The organism is Syntrophobacter fumaroxidans MPOB (assembly GCF_000014965.1).
In the GTDB taxonomy this organism is placed as follows: domain Bacteria; phylum Desulfobacterota; class Syntrophobacteria; order Syntrophobacterales; family Syntrophobacteraceae; genus Syntrophobacter; species Syntrophobacter fumaroxidans.
Genome location: NC_008554.1, coordinates 1,437,777 through 1,461,465 on the forward strand (window position 1 = coordinate 1,437,777; position 23,689 = coordinate 1,461,465).

The window sequence follows — 23,689 nt, forward strand, 5'->3', positions numbered from 1 at the left end:
CGATACATCAACTGAGGCGTTTACTCCCCACGACCGGGAGAAAGCAACCCATAGGTTTTCATTTTGGTATACAAGGTCTTGCGGTCGATTTTCAATGCAGCCGCAGTTCGAATCCGGTTCCACCGATGACGAACAAGATTTTTTTCGATGACGCTTTTTTCGAAGCGCGAGACTTCATCGTGCAGGGAAACCTCCGCTTCTTCCATCTGCCCGGAGATCTCCGCCGCCCTTTCATGCTCCATGGAGCCCAGCAGGCCCAGCCGTTTCGTCGCCAGATAACGCTGCAGAATGTTCTGCAGCTCGCGAATGTTGCCGGGGTAATCATATTTATAAAGAGCCTCCAGGACTTTACCCGGAAGAACGGGAGGATTCTCGGCCCCCGTGAAATGGCGCAGAAAATGATCGATCAGGAGCGGAATGTCTTCGCGACGTTGCCGGAGGGGTGGCAGATCGATGGGAACGATGTCGATCCGAAAAAAGAAATCCTCGCGCATTCTCCCATCCCTCACCATATCCTTCAGATTGCGGTTGGTGGCCGATATCAGCCGAAAATCGGATTCCGCCGGCCTGCTCTCACCGAGGGGAAAGTAGTGGCCGCCCTCGAGGGCCCGCAGCAGTTTCACCTGCATATCGAGGCTCAGTTCCCCCACTTCGTCAAGAAACAACGTCCCTCCGTCGGCTCGTTCCAGAAACCCCCTTGTGTCTGAAACAGCCCCCGTATAGGCGCCTTTCCTGTGGCCGAAGAACTCGCTTTCAAGCAGGTGCAGGGGAATGGCGCCGCAATTTACCGGAACAAAGCGGCGGCTCCTGCGGCGGCTGAGATCGTGGATGGCGTTCGCGACCAGTTCCTTTCCCGTTCCCGATTCGCCGTGGATCATGACGGCGACTTCGGTGCCGGCTGCCTGCAGTATGCCTTCGAAGACTTCCTGCATGGCCGCGCTCTTGCCGACGATCTTCCCCAACCGGTATCGGTCTTTGAACATGTTGCGCAGGCGGAGGTTTTCCCTGCTGAGGTGTTCGGTCCGCTCCTGAATCTCCTTCTTCCGGAGCGTCGCTTCCGTAACGTCCTCGATGAAGCCGTCGAGGTGAGTGATGGCGCCGCTGCCGTCACGAATGGCACGGATGCTCAGCGAACAGGTGATGACGGTCCCCTCTTTACGGAGGAATTCCGCCTCGAACCTCGCCATCCCGGTCTTGTTCTCGATGGCCGACAGAATCTTCCCTCTCTGCTCCGAGCGCCTGTAGAACTGGGAATCAATGCTCTGTATCGATTCTATGAGATCCTCGGGCGATGCATAACCGAAGATTTTGGCGAAAGCCGGGTTGACCGCGAGGAATCGACCGTCCAGGCTCGACTGAAAAATCCCCATGGTCGAGTTTTCGAAGATGCTCTGGAATTTGTCGGCCCGCTCACGAATCGTCTTGTCCGTTTCGCCCGCGTTTCCCATCGATCCCTCCGGAATCGGTTCATTGGAAATCGGAAGTGGATGGCGATACCGAGGTGCGTTCAAGATTACACAACACCTTCCCGGCGGGAGGTGGCGCGGGCGGGCATAATGCCCGCCCGATGCACTGAACGCAACCTGGTATGAAGAGTCGTCCGCGCCTGATTTATATATACTGATTTCAAAACATGAGGAATGACAATTCAGCCGGGTGGAGGCGGAAGCGAGGCCGAAGCCGGATCGCCCGAGCCCCCGCGGGGCTTCGCCGGATGAGTGGAATCCGCGCAACCGATACGTTCCATCGATGCCTCACGGAACACGGTAATCACACGGGGCCAAGGATACGGCATTGTCTCGATCACCGAACCCTGAACCTTGCTCCGCACGGTGAGGCCGCTTCCCACGGCGTGTTCGGATCCCAATCCCGGCAATCATTTTGAGGGCGCCTTCTTGAAGCCGTCGGCAACCCTTTGGACCCGCCTTCGAAACAGGGTCTGGTAGACGACCCAGAACAAGGCGAACCACATCAGGAGCGCGGTGCCCAGGTATTCACTGTCGCCCAGGTAACGCCTCAGAAGGTAGAAGCCCAAAAACACGATCGCCATACCAACCAGGGTATAGGGCAGACCGGCCTTGCCAAAGATGATCCAGTTCCTTTTCGCCTGCTCTTTCCAGTTTTGCGCCATGTCGATCTCCTTCCGCCCGCAGTCGCAGGGAACGCGGATTGGCTGCCGGCAGCTTTCTTGCGGTTCTCGAGAAAATCGCCCCCAGCACCCTTTTGGCAAAGGGACTGGGGCGATTTTCATCGGTCCGTTACGCCCCGCGACGGAACGCCCCTAATCTTTCTTGGCCACAGCGGGCTCCGGGATCGCTTTGGCTCCGAAATGGTGTTCAAAGGTGAAATACATCACCGCGCCGACCAGCAGGCCCATGGTGGGACCGGACCACAAAGGGTTGTTCCACAGCTTGACGTAGTTGGAAGTCACCAGCACCGCGCCCATGATGCCCGCAATCCCCCGCTGCAGGTTGTTCTGACACATGGCAAAAGCCAGATAGACGCACAGATAGCCCTGGATCAGCAGGGTCAGCGCAAAGCCGATGTCCTTGGCCGGCAGTATGAACTGAACAATCGGATGGATGGCCAAACCAATGCTCATGCCCCAGAAAATCGAGGTGGCGCCGCCCCAGTAAGATGGCTCCTCCTGGGGCGTCGCACTCTTGAAGCGATTCACCACCAGGGCCTGACCACCTGTCCACTGGGGTCCGGCCAGCGGAAGGTAAGGTCCGAAGGTTGCCAGGATGAAATTGCGGATCGCGCAGATGATGTGGTTGCGGGAGACCTCCACGACCACTTTCTCGTCGGGCCGGGCCTCGTTGGCATCGTCGGCCAGAGCCTGCAGGACGAGGATGTCGCCGAAGGCGAGCACATAAGCCACCACGGCCAGCGAAAGAGCAGCCGCGAAGTGATTGAGCGACGGCCAGCCCACGGACATCAGACTGATCGAACCGATCATCTTGCCGACGGGCATGTCAATAAAAAAGCGATCGAAAACTCCGACCGGCGAAGGGATTTCACCGGTCAGCCACCCGACGGCGTAACCGATGACAAACCCGGGGGCAAGGCCGAAGCTCGCCACCCATGCGAACCATCCGTATTTTTTCTTGTAACGCTGAGCCGTGTCTGAGAAGAGGATAAACAGCCCCCCGAAAGACGCCGAAAAAAAGGAAACGGGCATTTTGCTGACAAAGGGCTGGGACGGATCGAAAACCCGCTGCAGGAATGCGAAACCGGCACCCAGCAAAATGCCGGCCCGCATGCTGATGGGAAAGTGCTTGACCACCTTGCTCGTAAGACCGGTGCCGCCCAGGATCAGGAAAATGAGTCCCACCAGAACCTGCAGGGCGATCATGGCCTGGATCCGTTCCGGCCCCTCCGAAAAGCCGGTGAGGAAGGTGATGTAGAGCGGGATGCCGGCGGTGATCCAGCCTGCGATGGACGGGTCGCCGAAAGAAGTGTGCAGCAGGTAGAGAAAATTGTTCACCATGACCATGAAGACGGCCACTTCGATAGGAATCCCCAGCACCTTGTTCAAAGCAGGCACAATGCCCAACGGCACACAACACAGGATTGCACCCTGGATGAAATCCTGGTATTCGACCCGGTAGTGGATAAACGGTATCCTTAGCTTCAATTTTCCGCCGACATACGGCTGCTCTTCCCCATATTCCCTTGCGACAGCTCCAGATCTGATCGTTTGCATGTTTTCCTCTCCTGTAAAGGAGTCCTCCCCACAAGAACCCTTTTCGTGTCTCAACAGACAGCAACGCCCTCGACCATCCCCCCAAAACGACGATGTTGCCCCCCGCGCAAAGCCGCACTCAATCCCTCTGCCTCGAGGCAGCCGGTATCCGGGCGGAATGCAGCCGCACCCGGAAAGTCTTGCGTTGGAGCTTTCGCAATGATGGCGATCACCACCTCCCTTCCTTCAAGCTGGACACTTGCCATATCCGAGACTGACTCCGAACGCCCCGCGCCGAACCTTCCGGCACATTACGGCGATCACCTGCGGGCAAACGACCCGCCACGTGTCGCTTTCCAGACGGCCCGCGCAGTCAGAACCGATCCGCCCCCCTGTCCCCGCACTGAACCCTGCCGTACAGGCGAACATGCAGACTCCGGGTTGACACCCGGAGCAGTTCTCCCTCCCCGTGCGTTGTGTGCTCCGACTTCCACCCCGCCAACTTCCGTTTCGGTATCAGCCGCCGTTTTTGCCCAGTATCTCCGCCTTGATGCCCATGGGCGTCTTCTCATCGAATATGCGCGCGTCCATCTGCTTGAGATCCGGGGCGATCAGGGGCTTGAACTCCATCTGCGCCAGGATGTCCTTGTCCAGGTCCACTCCGGGCGCGATTTCGATGAGCGTCACCCCTTCGGGCCTCAGCGCGAAAACCGCGCGCTCCGTCACGTAGAGAATCTTCTGACCGCTGCTGCGCCCGTACTCCCCGCTGAACGTGATGTGCTCGACCTTGTCCACCAGCTTCCTGACCTTGCCTTCGGTGACGATCTTGAGCCTGCCGTTGCCCACCTCCACCTTGAGCCCGTTGGCCGTGAGCGTCCCGCAAAACACCACCCGGGGAGTGCTCTGCGTGATGTTGATGAATCCCCCCGATCCCGCGATGCGCGGCCCGAACTTGCTCACGTTCACGTTGCCGAACCGGTCCATCTCCGCCATTCCCAGAACGGCCAGGTCCAGCCCGCCCCCGTCGTAGAAGTCGAACATGTTGGGATGGTCGATGATCGCCTCCGGGTTCACCGCCGTGCCGAAATACAACCCACCCAGCGGCACGCCCCCGATGACTCCGGGCTCAACGGTCATGGTCAGGCTCCCGCTGATCCCCTCCTCGGCAGACACCACCCCCACTCCAGGCGGCATCCCGATCCCAAGGTTCACCACCGCATCGGGCACCAGCTCCATGGCGCACCGCCGGCACACCACCTTGCGCTCGCTCATGGGCAGAGGCGTCACGGCGCTCAGCGGCACCCGCGTCTCCCCGCAAAGACTCGGGTTGTACTGCTCGGCCATGGGAATCTGCCAGTGGTTCTCCGGCTTGGCCACCACCACCACGTCCACCAGCACCTTGGGCAGCTTGACCATCATCGGATGGATCGTTCCCGCCTGCACCAGCCGCTCCACCTGCACGATCACGATCCCCCCGCTCCCCTTGGCCGCCAGCGCCAGGGCCAGAAACTCCAGCGAGATCGCCTCGTGCTCGATGGAGACGTTGCCGTTCTCATCCGCGCTGGTCCCGCGCACGATGGCCACGTTCACCGGAAACGCCTTGTAGAACAGGTACTCTTTGCCCCCGATTTCCATCAGCTCCACGTACGTGTCCTTGCTGATCGAATTCAACCGCCCGCAACGCTCCCGCGGATCCACGAACGTCTTCAATCCCACGTGCGTCAATACCCCGGGCTTCTTCGAAGCGATGGCGTGGTAGAGGTGCATGATCGTCCCCTGCGGAATGTTGTACGCCTCGATCTTCTCCTCCACCGCCAGACGGATGATGTCCGGCTGAAGCCCCCAGTGCCCCGAGATCACCTTTCGGATCAGCCCCTCCTTGCCCCACCGGTTCAACCCCCAGTTGGACTTGCCGTCGTTCTGGCTGGCACCGTGCGTCAATATCAGGTCCCTCGGCTCTCCGGTCTCAAGAAACCGCTTCTCCATCGCCAGCGATAGCTCCTCCGGATGACCCATCCCCACAAATCCCGATATGGCGACCGTATCCCCACTCTTGATCAGTTTGACCGCCTCCTCGGCAGACATGAACTTCGCCATCTGTCGACCTCCTCTCCCTTTCGTTCCCCGTTCCCTCATGTTGGCATCATGCCGGACAGCACATCGGCTAACCGCTTGATAAGGCAAACGTTATGCCAGACTCGCAAGGTCGGCCAAAAACCCCGGAGATCTGCGTGACGCGCCAAGAATGCACACGGCAAGGCACGGCAGGAAGCACAAGGCGGGGCTGCAAACGATGCCGCGAGGCATCGAAAAACGGATGCAGAATCCCCATGAGAGAGAAGTAGGCGGATAATTCAAGCAGTTACATGACGTGATGCCTTGAGGCATCGTCCGATCTGAAAAGCATCACTTCATCGATGTATTCACGCATTGGCGGGAAATCCGGGCCGCAACGGGCACCGACGCGCATCGGCGGCACCCGGGCGGCTTCAGATTTTCAGTCTGGGGTCTTCGAAGCAGGTTTGCATCTTGTCCCCTTCCAGGCAGACCGCAATGTTGTAGCGCTTGATCTTGCGCACCACCGTCGACTGGTTGAGCTTCAGAGCGGCAGCGGCCTTGCGCGTGCTTCCGTATTTCTTGAGCGCCTGTTCGATCAACTGCTTTTCGACCTGTTCGATGGCTTTGTGGAGCGGCAGGTTTGCCGGAACGACCATCCCACCTTCCAGGGGCAGCGCCTGGTTGCGGATATAGGCGGGCAAGTGGCGGACGTGAAGCTCCTCGTCTTCGGTCATCACGAGCATGCGTTCGATGACGTTTTCGAGCTCGCGGATGTTACCCGGCCAGGAATAGGAGAGAAACTGGTCCACCACCGCCGGGGAGAAGCGCTTGTTGAACTGATAGCGTTTGTTGATCCTTTCCAGGAAATACTGGACGAGCAGCGGGATGTCTTCCTTGCGCTCCCGCAGGGGCGGGATCTCGATGGAGACCACGTTCAGCCGGTAGTAGAGATCTTCGCGGAAGGCTCCGGAAGAGACCATTTCGCGCAAGTTGCGGTTGGTCGCCGCCACGATGCGGGCATCGACCGGGACGGGTTTGAGGCCTCCCACGCGCATGATCGAATGATCCTGAAGGGCACGCAGCAGCTTCACCTGTAAATTCAGTGTAATATCGCCCACCTCATCGAGAAAGAGCGTCCCCTTTTCCGCCAGTTCGAACATGCCCGGTTTGCCTTGTTTTCGAGCCCCTGTAAACGCACCCGAGTCGTAGCCGAAGAGTTCAGATTCAAGCAGGTTTTCGGGAATGGCGCCGCAGTTGATCTTGATGAGCGGGCCTTCGTTGCGCTGGCTGAGCCGGTGAATGGCATTGGCGATCACTTCCTTGCCGGCGCCGGATTCCCCGATGATCAGGACCGTGGAGTCCACCTTGGCGACCTGTGCGGCCATCTCCAGGACCCGCCTCGTCTCCGGGCTCCTGGCGATGACGTCGCAGTTCCGGGTCAATTGTTGAAAACGCATCTGTTCGAGCTCGGCGGCATAAATCTCGTTGAGCTGCTTGGTCTTCTCCAAAAGATCCTTAAGATAGAGAATTTCCGTAATATCCCGGATATTTGCAACAACACGCTTGATCTCGCCGTCCTCCCCCCAGATGGGGATCGCGGTGGCCATGATTTTCTGCCCGATCTTCTCTCCACGGGTCATCTCGAGCATGATCGTGATTTTCTTTCTCGCCTCGATCGCAGCGATGACGGAAGACTCGGTGTAGAACTTCTGGGCGACCATATCGCGGGCGTTCTTGCCGACGACAAAGTCGCGATGGATACCGCAGATCCGCTCCCATGCCGAATTCACCATGACAATGTTGCCTTCGCCGTCACTGATGAACTGGCCGTCGTGGGAGGCCTCAAGGATGTCTTCGAGTTCACAGTCGAGGCACTTATTCGCCGAACCTTCCGTTTTCGCCATGGCGGAAAAGCAAGGATTGAGCCTACTTACCATCGTCAGGACCTCCTGATGCGAAAACCGTCAGACATCGCCGTCCGCGCGGAAGAACCACCGCTCGTCCGTCGAAAAATCCGGTTTAAATGCCGGACCCTCCCGAGTTGCTTATGCAATTCAGGTGCCGACCATGCATCGGCGAAGCGCCGATCATGAACCGCTCGCGACTCGTCGATCGCGCGAGAATGCGATGCGCCCTCGCCTTTCTTGAAACGCATTTTTCGAACGCGGTCCCATTCCGCAATTCATCGATCGATCCCTTTCCTCGGGAACCGCGGACCTTCAGAGGGGGCCGTGATTCCTTCTTCATTAAAAGAATCGTCGTTCAAGCCAATTTTTGCCATCAATTATTTCACGTTAAATCGTGTCTGCCAACCTTGTCCCTTCCCGTCCCGCGTCGAGGCGCGCCAACGGCGGGTCCGCCGCCCGGCGAAGCGGAAAGGAGCCCGGGCGGCCATGCCCCCCGCAGGAGCCTTGAACGCGAACGGGTATCAGACGCCGGTGGATGCGGAAGTCGAACCCGGCCGCCGAATGCACCCGCGCGGGAGGCCTATTGCGCGCGGACGGAATCGGCGGCGCGTGGTTCATCTTTTGCAAACCATTCACGACAAGGAAGGTTGGGCTTTGTTTGTGGAGTGAAATTCTTTATACTCTACGTGGAAACGCAAGGGTACATTCGGGGATTGAGGAGCCGCGATGTCAAAGAACACGACTGTCGGGAAAAAGAGCGGGAGCGGAAATTCACGAGCCCGAACGGGCTCGCGGAAGCACGAAGGCGGAAAGGAGAATGAGGGCAAGGCGAACAAGGGCAAAAGAGCTTTCCATATCGATATCTTTAAGGGATGGTGCAAGGCTTGCGGCATTTGCGCGGCGTTTTGTCCGAGGGAATGCATCCGCCTGGACGAGGACGGCTCGCCTCTGGTGGCGCAGCCCGAACGCTGCACCGGTTGCGGCTGGTGCGAACTGCACTGTCCCGACTTCGCCATCAGCGTCAAACCGTTGAAGCATCCTTCCGCCGAGGAAGCGGAGCTCTGATTCAACATGCATCGTGCGAAATGCCCATCCGCCAGGTTGGGCATTTTCATCCTCACGCCGCCCCGGAATGGCGATTGGCGGAGATGATCGGCGTTTCCCGCCCACTGAAAGGAGGTGACGAATTTGACCGCTATCAAGAGTCCCGGGCGTCAGCTTCTGCTGCAGGGCAACGAAGCCATCGTGGAGGGAGCCCTGGCCGCCGGTTGCCGATTTTTTGCCGGCTATCCCATCACTCCCGCAACGGAAATCAGTGAGGCGATGTCGTACCGGCTGCCGGCCGTGGGCGGCACATTCATCCAGATGGAGGATGAGATCGCGAGCCTCGGAGCGGTTATCGGGGCGTCGCTCGCCGGTGCCAAGGCGATGACGGCCACCAGCGGCCCCGGGTTTTCGCTGATGCAGGAGAATCTGGGTTTCGCATGCGCAGCCGAAGTTCCGTGCGTGATTGTGAATGTCATGAGGGGTGGACCGAGCACGGGACTGCCGACCAACGTGAGTCAGGGGGACCTGATGCAGGCGCGCTGGGGGACTCACGGGGATCATCCCATCATCGTTCTTGCCGTTTCCACCACTCAGGACTGCTTCGGCATCACCTTGAAAGCCTTCAATCTGTCCGAGAAATACCGTACTCCGGTCATTATCCTGGCGGACGAAGTGGTCGCGCATACGCGGGAAAAGATTCACCTTCCACACCCCGAACAACTCGAAGTGGTCGATCGCATCCGTCCCAACATGCCCCCGGACTGGTACATCCCCTACGAAGACAACAGCCGCGGAGTCCCCCCGATGAGCGCGTTCGGAGACGGCTACCGCTATCATGTCACGGGGCTGGTCCATGATGTAAGGGGTTTCCCGACGCAGCGCCCGGACGAAATCGTCGCATTCATGAACCGTCTTTTCCGCAAGATCAACCAGCACTTCATGGACATCCAGCTGGTGGAGGAGGAATTGACGGCGGACGCCGAAGTGGCGGTGATCGCCTACGGGTCGGTGTCGCGATCGGCGCGCAGGGCCGTGCGCGAGGCACGGGAACGCGGCGTCAAGGCGGGCCTGATTCAGGTCGTCACCATATGGCCTTTCCCGCGCCAGGCGCTGGAACCCGTGCTGCGACGGGTCAAAGCGGTTCTGGTGCCCGAAATGAACATGGGACAGCTTTCCCGCGAAGTGAAGCGAATCAACCAGGGGATGACGCGGGTCGAAACGCTGAACCGCATCGACGGGAACCTGATCACTCCCCAGGAGATCCTCACCCGGCTGATGAAACTGTGAGGCCGCCCGGCCTCCGTGTCCGGTCCGTTGATTTCGGTTCCCGACGGCTCCCATCGGGTTTGCCGTCCCGGCGACGACAATCTTGCGAGGATGATATGGCGGAAGTCACGACACTGATTCACAAGTACCTGAGACATGACAAGAAATTCCCCCATGTCTGGTGTCCGGGCTGCGGGAACGGCATCCTGCTGGGATCGCTCATCCGGGCCATCGGCAGAACCAACTTCGAGAAGGACGAGATCGTTGTCGTTTCCGGCATCGGCTGCTCCGGAAGGATCTCGGTCTACGTGGATTTCAACACGCTCCACACGACTCACGGCCGCGCATTGACCTTTGCGACCGGGATCAAGCTGGCGAATCCGAACCTTCACGTCATCGTGATCATGGGGGACGGCGACGCCACGGCCATCGGAGGCAACCATTTCATTCATGCCGCCCGCCGGAATCTCAACCTCACGGCCATCGTCGTCAACAACAACATTTACGGGATGACCGGCGGACAGTACTCACCGACCACCCCATACGGCTCCTACGCCACGACCGCCCTGTACGGCAACATCGAACATGCGTTTTCCATCGCGGAGCTCGCCGTCATGGCAGGAGCGGGCATGGTGGCCCGGGGCACCGTATATCATGCCGCCCTCCTGGATGAGCTCATCGAGAAAGCTCTATACAAACGCGGATTCTCCGTGGTGGAGGTGATCAGTCACTGTCACACCCAGTTCGGGAGAAGAAACAAGATGGGGGGCGCCGTGGAGATGCTGCGCCGGCAGAAGGAGTCGGCGGTTCATGTGGAAAAGGCCGCCTCCATGAGCCCCGAAGAGCTCAAGGACAAGTTCACGATCGGCGTACTGGTTGACCGGGACATGCCGATCTACACCCAGGAGTACCGGAAGGTCAGGGAGGCGGCCAGGACCGCCCTGTCCAAGACGCGCTGAGCCCCGCGGGCGCGCCGGGAAGGCCGCGCCTTTATCGCGCACGCATGGAGAGTCAAACATGACAAGATACGAGATCAGGCTGAGCGGTTCGGGAGGACAGGGACTGATCGTAGCCGGCATCATACTTGCCGAAGCCGCTGGAATCTATGACGGGAAATTCGTCTGTCAGACACAGAGTTACGGGCCTGAAGCAAGAGGCGGCGCGAGCAAGTCGGAAGTGGTCATCAGCGACGAGGAGATCGACTACCCCAAGGCGGTCAAGCCCGATCTTTTGCTGGCGATGAGCCAGAGGTCCTGCGATGCCTTCTTCTTCGACCTGAAACCGAACGGCATACTGATCGTGGATTCGACGTTCGTGAAACAGCTGCCGACGAACATCGCCATGGGCATTCCTTTTACCCAGCTTGCAAGAGAGAAGCTGGGCAAAGAGATGGTGGCCAACATCATCGCCCTGGGTGCTCTGGCCACTATCAGCGGAGTGGTTTCCCTCAACAGTCTGGAAGCGGCGGTACTGAACCGTGTTCCCGCCGGAACGGAACAATTGAACAAGAGTGCGCTGGCACAGGGCATCGAGGCTGCCAAGCTGGTTTTGCAGGAGAAGGCGGACAGACAATCCTATGAGAATTTTATTGACCAATGACGATGGTGTCTATGCGAAAGGGATAGAAACCCTTTACCTTGCGTTGATCGAAGAACACGATGTAACGGTGGTGGCCCCGGAAACGGAACAGAGCGCCGTGGGGCATGCCATCACCTGGCTCGACCCCCTTCGCGTGAAGCCCGTGCATCGTAACGGGCATTTTTTCGGTCACGCCCTGACCGGAACGCCCGCCGACTGCGTAAAAATCGCCGTCGCCGAGTTGATGTCACCCCCGCCGGACATGGTTGTCTCGGGCGTGAACATGGGCGCCAACGTCGGCGTGAACGTCATATACTCCGGAACCGTATCCGCGGCCACCGAGGCTGCCGTAATGGGGATACCGTCCATGGCGGTATCCATTGATTCATTCCAACCCACCGATTTCAGCGCGGTGACCGAGTTCGTTCCCAGGCTGCTGCGCATTGTGGCCAAAGAGGGGCTTCCCCCCGGAGTATGCCTCAATGTGAACGTTCCGAACCTGCCGGCCGACCGGATACGAGGTGTCAAGGTGACGCGGCAGGGGCACATGAAAATGGTCGAAAGGTACGACCGCCGGATCGATCCAAGAGGCCACGTATATTACTGGCTCACCAATTCCGCCCTGCTGCGGGACGACGATCCCGCGACGGACTCGCTGGCCCTTGCCCGGGACTACATCTCCGTCACGCCCATCCACCACGATCTGACCCATTATGAAATGATCGACACACTGGGAAAGTGGAACCTTTGAGCGCGAGGGATCACACCGGCCCTCAACCCCCTCCGCACGGTGAAGTCGCCTCCGGTCGCAGCCGCGAGCGGTGTCGCTTCCATCCCGACAGGAGGGCGCTTGCAGCCTGCGAGAAATACGCATACGGGTACTGCGCCTCCTGCCTTGAAACGACCCCCCTGTGCACGGACGCATCACTATACTGCCGCCACCGCTCCCGGTGCATCATCTGGGAGCTGATGCGGGACAAGGCGGAACAGGGTTGATGCCCGACGGTGCACGTTGAAGGGATCGCTCACCGGGATTCGATGAGCATCGGCTTCACCTTCTCTTCGTGCTTTATCTGTTCCATAAGGGTGTTGGCCCTGGAAAGGCTTTCGACCGGTTTGAGGACGACCACGTAGAGCTGGCCCAGATCGCGATTGGAGCTGATCTTGATTTCCGCCTGGTAACCTTTCTTCTGAAGTTGCCGCTGCATTTCGTCGGCGTTTTTCTTCTCTTTGAACGCTCCCACCTGGACGGCATACTTCCCCTTTCGCACAGGGGATGGTTTCCGAGCGCCGGATGCATCGGGAGTGAGGGGAGGAGCCACACCCGGGGGCAGCTTTTTCAGCTCCCGGGCATCGGGAACGATCGAAGCCGTCCGCTGCCCGGAATCGCCCGCAGGCATGGCGGCCGGACCGGGTTTGGGCTGACCGGTCGATTCTCTTTCCCGGACACCGCCGGCGGCAGGAGCGGGTTCCACCGGCTGCCGCGGCACGACAGAGGGCGCAGGCTCCGCCGGGACGGGTTCGGACGGCTGCGGCGTCATCGGTTTTGCCGGCAGGGCCTCAGTTCCGTCGGCCACCTTCGGAGCGACGGTCCCCGGTTCCGGGACAACAGCGGGCCCGGATGACGACCCGGTATCGGGAAGCGCACCCTGAACAGAGGCGGGACCGCGCGGGTATTCGTCAGCAGCTCCGGGCGGCTGCGCCGAGCCGCCCGTCGGCGGTGCGAAAGCCTTGGGAATGTTCTTGACCACTTTTGCCTTCTCCGTGGGCGGCCTGACGCCGTTCCTGTCGTCCTTCTGGCGAAGAACGAGCGGCGTGACCACCAACAGCAGGACCAGCGCAACGCCGGCCCAGATGAAGACCCTCAAAGAGGAGCGATCCCCGGATTGGGGATTCTTTTTTACGAAAAGTCTCTTCTTCTGTGACATAAATCACCTTCTACACCATTCCCCGCGCTTTCGCACAGGCTCTCTCGAATCCCGGCAGGGCCCCTTCGATCGTCCGGTCATCGACGCAATAGGCGAGCCTGAAATGGCCGGGCCCCGCAAACCCGCTTCCCGGAACCGCCAGGATGTTCTCTTCCTGAAGGATCCGGACAAACCGCACGTCATCAGCCAACGGGCTCTTGGGGAAAAGGTAAAAGGCGCCTTTGGGAACCACCAGCTCGTATCCGAACGCCCGGAGGCTGCTCACCAGCCGGTCCCTCTTGCGCCGGTATATTCCGACATCCACGCAAATTCCCTGAAGCTCAACGATCAGCCTCTGCATCAGCCCCGGTGCGTTCACGAAACCCAGGATACGGTTGGCCAGCGTCAGCGCCCCCAGCACCTTCTGCACTTCGTCGGCCGAAGGATTGACCGCGACAAACCCGATGCGTTCCCCCGGTAGCGACAGATCCTTGGAGTAGGAGGTCGTGATGAGTGAATTTTCGTAATGGGCGAAAATACAGGGGACCCGGCAGTCGTCATAAACGATCCTGCGGTAGGGCTCATCCGAGACCAGGTAGATGATGTGTCCGAGTTCATAGTTCTTGCGGGAAATCAGCTCCCCGAGGAGCTTGATCTCTTCCTCGGAATAAATCTGCCCGGTGGGGTTGTTCGGGGAATTGATCAGGATCACCTTGGTTTTCGGCCCGATGGCTCTTTCCAGGCCGTCCAGGTCGAGCGTGAAATCTTCCCGGGTGGGAACCGACTTCAGGGTCCCTCCATGGTTTTCCGAATAGAAACCGTATTCCACGAAATGAGGCGCGGGAACCAGCACCTCGTCACCCGGATCGAGCAGGGCTTTCAGGATGATATTCAACCCGCCGGCGGCGCCGCATGTGGCGATGATGTGATCCTGCGCCATGGATACGCAATACTCGGTGCACAAGTACGCGGACACCGCCTGGCGCGTTTCCGCCAGGCCGGCGTTGGGCATATAGCCGTGCATGCCCGGTTCGTCCCTGGCCGCCAGCTCGCGCAGCTTTTGCTTCACCAGTTCGGGGGGAGGAACGTTCGGATTGCCCAGACTGAAATCGAATACCTTGTCTTCGCCGTGTATTTTCTTCAAACGTGCCCCTTCCTCGAACATTTTTCGAATCCAGGACGATCGTTCCATGTAATCGAGCATTCTTCGGGCCACTGCCATGTTCGCACTCCTCCGCACCCACGATAAGATTCGCCGCTCCGCGGCCGTGACCGTGCGCGCGCGGCGCACGACCCTTACACGACACTATAAGGGACATGGACGCATCGATGCAAGAACTTAAGAGCCCGGTTGCCGCGCCGAACCGCGAAAGCGCAACCCCTCCGCGCGGCTTCTTCGAGCCGGTATCGCGAAGTCTCCCCGAGCCGTCTCGAAACCCTGCGACCCTGGAAGCATCGGGATTGAAATCTTCTGAAAATCGGAGTATCACTCGTCAGTGTCGAAGCAGACGATTGCAGCGCATCCCGTTTCCGATGTCGAGGTGTTTGTGGCTCCACTGAGCGCTTTGCATTTCAAGTCATCTTTTGCTTGCCAGAATTGCCCGTTTCATGTGAAAATGCCTTGTCAATATAGCTCTCTAGTTCCCTGTCCCGCTGCCCCGATTCAACCTTTCCACCGAAAGAGCATCCGCGTTGCCTGAGTTTTCGGAGCGGTGGTTTTCCCGAACAGTGCTTTGTCCGAAGATTGTGTAGTCGGGATGATAGAAATTTTATTATGAACATTTAAGCTGTTACGAGCTAATTGCGAACGGTCTGCACATTGTTGCGGGCACCTCCGCAGGACCTTTCGCCTCCAAGTCATTTCCCCTCGGGAGGTACTATGATCGTGAAAGAACATGGTAGTGGGGTAGTCGGTTCCGTTCTCGTCATCGGCGGCGGCATCGCCGGAATGCAGGCGGCTCTCGATCTCGCCAATTCCGGCTATTACGTTCACCTGCTGGAGAAAGGTCCGGCGATCGGGGGCGGCATGGCCCAACTGGACAAGACCTTTCCGACCAACGAATGCGCCATGTGAATCATCTCGCCCAAGCTGGTCGAGGTCGGCCGGCATCTGAACATCAACCTTTTGACCAACTCGCAGCTGCAAAGCCTCAGCGGCACGGAAGGCAACTTCCACGCCGAGGTGCTGCAGAAACCCCGGTACGTGGACCTGGACAAGTGCATATCCTGCGGCGCGTGTGCGGGCAAGTGCCCGACTGTTGTGATCGACGCCTTCAATGCCGGGCTCGGCAAGCGCAAGGCCATTTACAAGTATTACGCCCAGGCGATCCCATCCGGATACGCCATAGACGCGGAAAACTGCCGCCAGCTCGGACACGGCAAGAAGTGCGGCATCTGCGCCAAGGTTTGCCCGGCGGATGCGGTGGATTACGGGCAAAAGGAAAAGCTACTCAACCTCCAGGTGGGCGCGGTCATTCTGGCTACCGGATTCCAGGCCTTCGACCCCACCCGGATCGATACGTACGGTTACGCAACGCACCCCAATGTAGTGACGGCACTCGAATTCGAACGGCTTTTGAGCGCAGGCGGTCCCACGTCCGGCCATCTGCACCGGCCTTCCGAACTGGTCCTTAAAGAGGAGATTTCCGCTCTCGAAACGGAGATCGAGAAGCTCGATCGCCGGACCAGGCAGGCCGGGGACAAAGACGGCTCTTCCCCTGCCGGTGGGATCGAACACCGCGGCCGGCTTGGGGCCGCCCTGGCCGAGCTTACGAACAAGCTGGCGGCCGAGCACGAGCCGAAACGGATCGCCTGGCTCCAGTGCGTCGGGTCGCGCGACATCAACGTTTGCGACAACGGGTATTGCTCCGGGGTGTGCTGCATGTACGCCGTCAAGGAAGCGGTCATCGCCAGGGAACACGCCGGAGGCGACCTCGAGGCCGCGATTTTTTTCATGGACATGCGTACGTACGGGAAAGAATTCGAACAGTACTACAACCGGGCGAGGGACAACGGCGTCCGTTTCGTCCGTTCGCGCGTCCACAGCGTCGAACCGGACATCGGGACCGGCAATCTCCGCCTCGGCTACGTGAAGGAATCAGGTGAGCCGGCGGAGGAGGAATTCGACCTGGTCGTGCTGTCGGTGGGGCTCGAGTCCTCCCCGGAGGTACGGGAGCTTGCCGGGAAACTGGACATTGAGCTGGATCACTATCAGTTCGCCAAAACCGGCAGCTTCGCCCCGGTGGCCACATCCCGACCGGGCATATACGCCTGCGGCGTCCTCCAGGGCCCCAAGGACATTCCGGTGTCCGTAATGGAAGCATCGGCGGCCGCGGGCGCAGCGGCGAGCAACCTGGCGGCGGCGCGCCACACCCTGGTTCAGAAGAAGACGTTCCCCGAGGAGCGCGACGTCCGGTCGGAGGACCCTCGGATCGGCGTCTTCGTCTGCAACTGCGGCGTCAACATATCGAGCGTCGTGCGGGTGCCGGAGGTGGTGGAGTACGCCAGCGGGCTGCCCAATGTGGTCTACGTCCAGGAAAATCTGTTCTCCTGTTCCCAGGACGCGCAGGACAAGCTGGTCGGCGTCATCAAGGAGCAGAATCTCAACCGAGTGGTCGTTGCGGCCTGTTCCCCACGGACCCACGAACCCCTGTTCCAGGAAACCATCCGCAACAGCTCGCTCAACAAGTATCTCTTCGAGCAGGCCAACATCCGGGATCAGTGTTCCTGGGTTCATGCCATGGACCACGATGCAGCCACGCAAAAGGCCAAGGACCTGGTACGCATGGCCGTTGCCAGGGCCGCCCTCATCGAACCCCTGTCGATGCCTTCCGTGCCCGTCAACCGCGCCGCCCTCATCGTGGGCGGCGGCGTGGCCGGAATGATGAGCGCCCTGACGCTGGCGCGCCAGGGATTTCAGGCGCATATCGTCGAGGAGAAGGACCGGCTCGGCGGCCACGCGCTCAAGCTGACGCGCACCTGGAAGGGCGAGGACATACCTTCTTTCCTCGAGCAACTCGTCAAGGATGTTCAGGACAATGAGGCCATCCAGGTTCATCTGAACAGCTCGATCTCCGCCACATCAGGATACGTCGGCAATTTCAAGACGACCATCGCGAGCGGTGGCGGCGACGGCGTCGAGATCGAACACGGGGTCACCATACTGGCCATCGGCGCTCATTCCCTGAATCCCGACGAATACCTTTACGGCAAGAACTCCCGCGTCTTTCGCTGGCACGATCTGGACAAGGCCCGGGACACCGACCTGGTCAGGAAGGCTTCCTCCGCGGTATTCATCCAGTGCGTGGGTTCGCGCGAACCGGATCGCCCGCACTGCAGCCGGATCTGCTGCACCTTCTCGGTGCAGAAGGCCGTCGAGCTCAAAGAGCTCAACCCCGAGATGGACGTCACCATCCTCTACCGCGACATCCGCACCTACGGAGAGCGTGAAGACCTATACAGGGAAGCGCGACGACGCGGCGTGATCTTCATCCGCTACGACCTCGAACACAAGCCTGTTGTCCGGGAAATCGACGACGGGCGCCTTGAGGTCACGGTGATGGACCACGTGCTTCGGCGGCCCATCACGCTGAGGCCCGATTTCATCACTCTGGCCAGCGCCATTCAGACCAGGGACGCCGACAAGCTGGCGCAGCTTTTCAAGGTTCCGCTGAGCCAGGACCATTTCTTCCTGGAAGTGCACATGAAGCTGCGGCCCGTTGATTTTGCCACCGACGGCGTCTTCGTCTGCGGCCTTGCACACTATCCCAAGTCCATCGACGAGAGCATCGCCCAGGCGCAGGCGGCCGCGGCAAGGGCCGCAACCATCCTGGCCCAGGAAACCATCGAGGTCGAGGGCGTGGTGTCCAGCGTGGACCAGACCATGTGCCGCGGGTGCGGCAAGTGCGTGGACGTCTGTCCCTACGGCTCTCCGCAGTTGGTGGAAGTCGGGGAGGGAGTGTTCGTGTCGCAAATCCAGGAAGCGCTCTGCAAGGGCTGCGGCGCGTGCGCCGTGGCCTGCCCGACGGGTGCGGCCGCGATACGCCATTTCAACGACAAGGAAGTTCTCACGATGGTGGAGGCCGCGCTCTGCAAATAGCCCCCGGAGCGGGCCCCGGTCCGGGCCGATTGGTTCGGGGCAGGCCGTAAACGGGGGACGGGGTGGAGCGGCGGCGATCTCCCGCTCAACGGGTTGCTGCCCATTATGGAGCCCACAATAGAGGAAGAATACGACATGAGTGCCGAGTACGAGCCAAGAATCATTGCCTTTTGCTGCAACTGGTGCGCGTACGCCGGAGCGGATCTGGCCGGCGTCAGCCGCATCCAGTACCCGCCCAACATCCGGGTGATACGAGTCATGTGTTCCGGCCGCGTGTCCCCCGATTTCATACTGAAGGCTTTCCAGCTGGGGGCCGACGGCATCCTGGTGAGCGGGTGACACATCGGCGACTGCCATTACCTGGACGGTAATGAGAAAGCGGAACGGATCGTGAGCATGACCCGCGAGTTGCTCGGCCTGATGGGAATCGATAACGAACGCCTGGAGCTGCAGTGGGTTTCTTCGGCCGAAGGGGCCCGTTTTGCCGAAATCGTCACCAATTTCACCAATAAAGTCAAAAAGCTCGGTAAATCTTCGGTTGGAGCGGCAGCATGAATGTAGAAGAAGCAATCAAGACGTATCGGACTTTCTATTGCCTCGACTGCGGGGTCTGTACCGGAAGTTGCCCGGTTTCCAGGGTGCACCCTTCGTTCTCCCCGAGGATCATCGTCGAAAAGGCCCTGCTGGACCTGGGAGACGAACTGCTCAAAGACCGGGAGCTCTGGTCGTGCCTCACCTGCGGGCGCTGCTTCGAGCGCTGCCCGACCAACATCGATTTCCCCGAATTCATGCGGGCGCTGCGCGAGGAAGCCGCCAGGCGGGGCACTTCCCCGCTGCTGTCCCATCACGGCATGCTGCAGACCGTCATGGAAATGCAGACCCAGGGCATTCGTCAGAACAAAACGGCCTGGGCCAGGGAGGCCGGGGAGATCGCGCAAACGGGCGACACGTTTTTCTTCGTGGGCTGCATGCCCTACTTCGACGTGATATTCCGGGACATCGGCGTCGACAGCCTGACCACCAGCCGCAACGTGCTCAAGATCCTCAACGCGGCTGGCGTCGTCCCCGTGGTGTCCGACGAGGAAGCCTGCTGCGGCCACGACATGCTCTGGAACGGCAGGCCCGACACGTTCAGGAAACTCGCCTCCGCCAATATCGAGCTGATCCGGAAGTCGGGGGCCAGGCGCGTCGTTTTCAGCTGCCCCGAGGGGTACTACACCTTCAAGCACCACTACCCCCAGTACTTCGGCAAGCTCGATTTCGAGCTCGTCCATTTCTACGACTTCCTGAGCGAATTGATCGCCGACGGGGCCATCAAGCTCGTCGACGGCGGATCGACCTTCACCTACCACGACCCGTGCCGGCTGGGGCGCATGGCCAAGATTTACGACAGCCCGCGCAGGATCCTGGAAAAGGTGGAAGGCTCGCGTTTCGTGGAAATGGAACGCAACCGTGAAAACGCCGTCTGCTGCGGCACCAGCGGCTGGGCCAACTGCTCGATCTGTTCCAAGCAGATCCAGGTGGAACGACTTCGGGAAGCCAAGAGCACAGGGGCTTCAACCCTGATCACCGCCTGTCCCAAGTGCCAGATCCATCTCAACTGCGCACTCGCGAGCATGGACCTCGAAATCGGCATAAAGGATCTGACCACTTTTGTCGCGGAAACTATGCACAAATGACCGGACGCCTCCGGCCGTTACGGTCGAGCGCTCGGCGGATGACGGATACGAAACGGCAGGATCGCAACCAGAGAAACAACGAGGTGGACAGTGAGCAACGACGTGTTGGTAATCGGCGGCGGGATCGCCGGAATTCAAGCTGCCCTGGACCTGGCCGACATGGGGGTCCGGGTGCACATGGTCGAGAAGCTTCCCAGCATCGGCGGGAAGATGGCCCAGCTGGACAAGACCTTCCCCACCAACGACTGCGCCATCTGAATTCTCTCGCCCAAGCTGCTGGATGTCGGTCGACATCCCCGAATCAACCTCATGGCCTACAGCGAAGTCGAACAGGTGAGTGGAGAAGCGGGTTCCTTCAAGGTCAAGGTCCGCAAGAAGGCGCGGTTCGTCAAGGAAGACTGTTGCACGGGCTGCGGCGCCTGCGCGGAGAAGTGCCCCACGGCCGTGGTGGACGCCTACAACGCCGGGATGGGGAGCCGCAAGGCGATTTACAAGTACTTCCCCCAGGGGATTCCATCGGTTTTCACCATCGATGCGGCCGCATGCCGGCAACTGGGCCAGGGGAAGAAGTGCGGCGTCTGCGCCAAGGTGTGCCAGGCCAACGCCATCGATTACGAACAGAAGGACCGGGAGCTGGAAATCGAGGTCGGAGCCGTCATCCTCGCCACCGGATACGAAGTGTTCGACCCTTCGGTGATGCCGGAATACGGCTACGACCGGATCCCCAACGTCGTGACTGCGCTCGAGTTCGAACGGCTGTTGAGCGCCAGCGGACCCACGGCGGGCCACCTGGAGCGGCCTTCAGAAATCGCCCTGGAGAAGGACATCGAAGACGCCGAGAAAGAGGTGAAAAAGCTGGGGCGCCAGGTGAAGCAACTGGAAGACAAGCACGGCAAGGCCTCCGCCGAGATCGCGGGGCTGGTTGCATCGGGCGCCGCATCCGATGAGGAGAGCAGGCAGTGGGCGGAGTCGGCCGGGAAGCTCGAAAGCCTCGAGGCGGAGCTCGCGACGATGCGGGCAAGAAAAGCCGCCGCTCAGACCGCCAAGCGCCTGGCCTTTATCCAGTGCGTCGGCTCCCGGGACTTCCGGCACAACCGCTTCTGCTCATCTTATTGTTGCATGCACTCGGTGAAGGAGGCCATGATCGCCCACGAACACGACAACGAAGTCACGTCGTCGATCTTCTGCATGGACCTGCGAGCCGTCGGGCGCGGGTTCGAGGAATACAAGCTGCGCGGCGGCAAGCAGGCCAATATCCGCTACGTGCGCGGCCGGGTCGCCGAGATCACCGAGGGTGAAGGAGAAAACCCCGTGGTCTGGTTTGAATCCACCACGCAGCAGCAGGTGATCGGGGAGTCCTTCGATATGGTGGTGCTGGCGACCGCCTGCGTGCCTTCCGTGAGCACACGGCCGCTGGCCGAAATGTTTGAAGTGGAACTGGACGGGAACGGCTTTTTCAAGACGGACCCGCTGGCTCCGCTCAACACGACGCGCCCCGGCGTTTTCGTGTGCGGCTGCGCGCAGGGACCGATGGACATTCCGGAGTCGGTGGCCCAGGCCAGCAGCGCAGCGGCCAAGGCCGCCGAGATTGTGGCGCCTGCAAGGCAGGCTGCGGCGGCAGGACAATGAACGGCCGTCCGGGGGCAAGGAGGCATGCGGGGGGACGTGCCGGGCGGATTGCACGGCAGGCTCTCAGGTCTCCGCTCGGGCTCATTACCATGAGGTGCTAAATTGGCTGAAGAAATTCGGATTGGAGTTTTCGTTTGCGATTGCGGCAGCAACATCGCCGGTTACCTGAACGTCAAGGAACTGGCTGAATACGCCAGGACGCTGCCCAATGTGGTCTACGTCAAGGAAAACCTCTACACCTGTTCCGAAGGCGGCATCAACGAGATCAAGGCCGCCATAGGCCAGGAGAAGCTGAACCGCGTGGTGGTCGCGTCGTGCACCCCGCGGACGCACGAACCGCTCTTTCGGGGCACTTGCGCGGAAGCGGGCCTCAACCCTTACCTGTTCGAGATGGTCAATATCCGCGACCAGTGCTCCTGGGTGCACATGCAGGAGCGCGAAGAGGGCACCGCCAAGGCCAGGGACCTCATCCGCATGGGCGTGGCCAAGGCCGCGCTGCTCGAACCGCAGGTTCCCATCGAATCGGCCATGGACCCCAACGCCATGGTGATCGGCGGCGGGATCGCGGGTATGACGGCGGCCCTCGCCCTGGCCAATCGCGGATACCAGGTCTACCTGGTGGAAAAGACCGACCAACTCGGGGGCATGCTCCTCGCCCTGGACAAACTTGCCCCGGCCGGAATAGAAGCCTCGACGCTCGCCGAACGGCAGGCGGACCTCGTCCGCAGGAATCACAACATCAAGTTGATGATGCCTGCCACCGTGACGGAGGTGTCGGGCTACATCGGGCACTTCGGCGTGACGGTGGATCGCGGCGGCGCAACCGACGGGTTCGGCGTCGGCGTCATCATCGTGGCCGTCGGCGCCCAGGTGCTCAGACCCGTCGGGCTGTTCGGCTACGACGGAGAGAAGGTCGTCACCCAGCTGGAATTCGAGTCTCTGCTCAAGGCGAACGCATTCCACGCGAAAAGCGTGGTGATGATCCAGTGCGCCGGCGCGCGCAACGAGGAACGCAAATACTGTTCGCGGATCTGTTGCATGGTGGCCATCAAAAACGCCATCGAAATCAAGGAACGCAGCCCCGGCACCGCGGTGCGCATCCTCTACCGCGACATCCAGGCCTACGGGACGGAGAATGAAGCCATGTACGCGCACGCGAAGGAGCTGGGCGTGCTGTTCATCAAGTACAATCCCGAAAGGCCACCTGTGGTGGAGGAAGGCCGGGTGAAGGTCTTCCACCACTTGCTCGGCCGCGAGCTCGAGTTCTCAGCCGACTTGGTGGTGCTCTCGACGCCCCTGATCGCCGGAGAGGACAACGAGGCCATCTCCAAGCTGCTCCGCGTATCGGTTGACGAGAATAAATTTTTCCTCGAAGGGCACGTGAAGCTCAAACCGCTCGACTTCGCCACCGACGGTGTCTACCTCTGCGGCAACGCGCACTACCCGGCCACGGTGCGGGAAGCCATTTCCCAGGCGCTCGGCGCGGCGTCGCGAGCGTCCATCCCGCTGGCCAAAGGAGTGATGACCGTCGAACCCATCGTGTCGACTCTTGCGGACGAGGACGCGTGCCGCGGCTGCGGGCTGTGCGTGGCCCTGTGCCCATACGGAGCGCTCGAGATCGTGCGCACCGAGAAGGGCCGCAAGGTCAAGGTCATTCCCGTGGCCTGCAAGGGCTGCGGCGTTTGCGCCGCAACGTGTTACCAGCACGCGTTGACCGTGAATTCGTACACGGACAGGCAAATCGGGGAGCAGATCAAGGCTTTCCTGGAAAAATAGAGTCCAATGTCGAGGTACCGGCTTTTGACCACAAACGGGGGAGGTAATTTCCTATGTCC

General features: G+C 60.3%; 17 protein-coding genes. 10 read left to right on the top strand and 7 right to left on the bottom strand.

Annotated elements, in window-relative coordinates; all coding sequences use genetic code 11:
• Positions 1–20 precede the first annotated feature (20 nt).
• The 5 genes from SFUM_RS06035 to SFUM_RS06065 form a co-directional block, all read right to left on the bottom strand.
• Positions 21–1,448 carry a sigma-54 interaction domain-containing protein gene (locus tag SFUM_RS06035; RefSeq protein ID WP_011698024.1) on the bottom strand — a complete coding sequence of 476 codons (1,428 nt, stop codon included), beginning with the start codon at positions 1,446–1,448 and terminating at the stop codon, positions 21–23.
• A 428-nt stretch (positions 1,449–1,876) separates the two neighbouring features.
• On the bottom strand, positions 1,877–2,131 hold the full coding sequence (locus tag SFUM_RS06045) for a hypothetical protein (protein WP_041440008.1): 255 nt from the start codon (positions 2,129–2,131) through the stop codon (positions 1,877–1,879).
• Between the two features lie 150 nt (positions 2,132–2,281).
• Positions 2,282–3,706: a hypothetical protein gene (locus SFUM_RS06050; RefSeq protein ID WP_011698026.1), complete on the bottom strand. Its 1,425-nt coding sequence runs from the start codon at positions 3,704–3,706 to the stop codon at positions 2,282–2,284.
• A gap of 495 nt (positions 3,707–4,201) precedes the next feature.
• The gene (locus SFUM_RS06060) at positions 4,202–5,782 is read right to left on the bottom strand and encodes an acyl CoA:acetate/3-ketoacid CoA transferase (protein WP_011698027.1); all 1,581 of its coding nucleotides are present in this window, start codon (positions 5,780–5,782) and stop codon (positions 4,202–4,204) included.
• Positions 5,783–6,174: 392 nt separating this feature from the next.
• Positions 6,175–7,680 (bottom strand): sigma-54 interaction domain-containing protein, encoded by a 1,506-nt coding sequence (locus SFUM_RS06065; protein WP_011698028.1) that lies wholly within the window; start codon positions 7,678–7,680, stop codon positions 6,175–6,177.
• 696 nt (positions 7,681–8,376) lie between these two features.
• Between SFUM_RS06065 and SFUM_RS21480 the strand changes: the two genes are divergently transcribed.
• The 5 genes from SFUM_RS21480 (at position 8,377) to surE (ending at position 12,292) form a co-directional block, all read left to right on the top strand.
• Positions 8,377–8,715 (top strand): 4Fe-4S dicluster domain-containing protein, encoded by a 339-nt coding sequence (locus SFUM_RS21480; RefSeq protein WP_011698029.1) that lies wholly within the window; start codon positions 8,377–8,379, stop codon positions 8,713–8,715.
• Positions 8,716–8,838: 123 nt separating this feature from the next.
• Positions 8,839–9,984 (top strand): 2-oxoacid:acceptor oxidoreductase subunit alpha, encoded by a 1,146-nt coding sequence (locus SFUM_RS06085; RefSeq protein ID WP_011698030.1) that lies wholly within the window; start codon positions 8,839–8,841, stop codon positions 9,982–9,984.
• A 95-nt stretch (positions 9,985–10,079) separates the two neighbouring features.
• On the top strand, positions 10,080–10,922 hold the full coding sequence (locus SFUM_RS06090; RefSeq protein WP_011698031.1) for a 2-oxoacid:ferredoxin oxidoreductase subunit beta: 843 nt from the start codon (positions 10,080–10,082) through the stop codon (positions 10,920–10,922).
• Between the two features lie 58 nt (positions 10,923–10,980).
• Positions 10,981–11,562: a 2-oxoacid:acceptor oxidoreductase family protein gene (locus SFUM_RS06095; RefSeq protein ID WP_011698032.1), complete on the top strand. Its 582-nt coding sequence runs from the start codon at positions 10,981–10,983 to the stop codon at positions 11,560–11,562.
• Positions 11,540–12,292, top strand: a complete 753-nt coding sequence (gene surE / locus SFUM_RS06100; protein ID WP_011698033.1) for a 5'/3'-nucleotidase SurE — start codon at positions 11,540–11,542, stop codon at positions 12,290–12,292. Before SFUM_RS06095 ends, surE begins: the two co-directional genes overlap by 23 nt.
• Positions 12,293–12,566: 274 nt before the next feature.
• On the opposite strand, the gene SFUM_RS06105 is transcribed toward surE, so the two are convergent.
• Both SFUM_RS06105 and SFUM_RS06110 read right to left on the bottom strand, forming a co-directional pair.
• Positions 12,567–13,469, bottom strand: coding sequence for an SPOR domain-containing protein (locus SFUM_RS06105; protein ID WP_011698034.1), 903 nt, complete (start codon positions 13,467–13,469; stop codon positions 12,567–12,569).
• 10 nt (positions 13,470–13,479) lie between these two features.
• Positions 13,480–14,670 carry a pyridoxal phosphate-dependent aminotransferase gene (locus SFUM_RS06110; protein ID WP_011698035.1) on the bottom strand — a complete coding sequence of 397 codons (1,191 nt, stop codon included), beginning with the start codon at positions 14,668–14,670 and terminating at the stop codon, positions 13,480–13,482.
• Between the two features lie 657 nt (positions 14,671–15,327).
• On the opposite strand from SFUM_RS06110, the gene SFUM_RS23280 reads away from it, so the two are divergent.
• From SFUM_RS23280 to SFUM_RS06150, 5 genes are all read left to right on the top strand, one after another.
• Positions 15,328–18,546, top strand: coding sequence for an FAD-dependent oxidoreductase (locus tag SFUM_RS23280; RefSeq protein WP_435051179.1), 3,219 nt, complete (start codon positions 15,328–15,330; stop codon positions 18,544–18,546).
• A gap of 135 nt (positions 18,547–18,681) precedes the next feature.
• Entirely contained in the window at positions 18,682–19,101 is a 420-nt protein-coding gene (locus tag SFUM_RS22895; protein ID WP_150109620.1) for a hydrogenase iron-sulfur subunit, read from the top strand.
• Positions 19,098–20,225 carry a (Fe-S)-binding protein gene (locus SFUM_RS06135; protein ID WP_011698040.1) on the top strand — a complete coding sequence of 376 codons (1,128 nt, stop codon included), beginning with the start codon at positions 19,098–19,100 and terminating at the stop codon, positions 20,223–20,225. Before SFUM_RS22895 ends, SFUM_RS06135 begins: the two co-directional genes overlap by 4 nt.
• Before the next feature lie 90 nt (positions 20,226–20,315).
• Complete coding sequence (locus SFUM_RS23475) at positions 20,316–21,854, top strand: FAD-dependent oxidoreductase (RefSeq protein ID WP_435051180.1); 1,539 nt, start codon at positions 20,316–20,318, stop codon at positions 21,852–21,854.
• 102 nt (positions 21,855–21,956) lie between these two features.
• Complete coding sequence (locus SFUM_RS06150; protein WP_011698043.1) at positions 21,957–23,630, top strand: CoB--CoM heterodisulfide reductase iron-sulfur subunit A family protein; 1,674 nt, start codon at positions 21,957–21,959, stop codon at positions 23,628–23,630.
• Positions 23,631–23,689 lie beyond the last annotated feature (59 nt).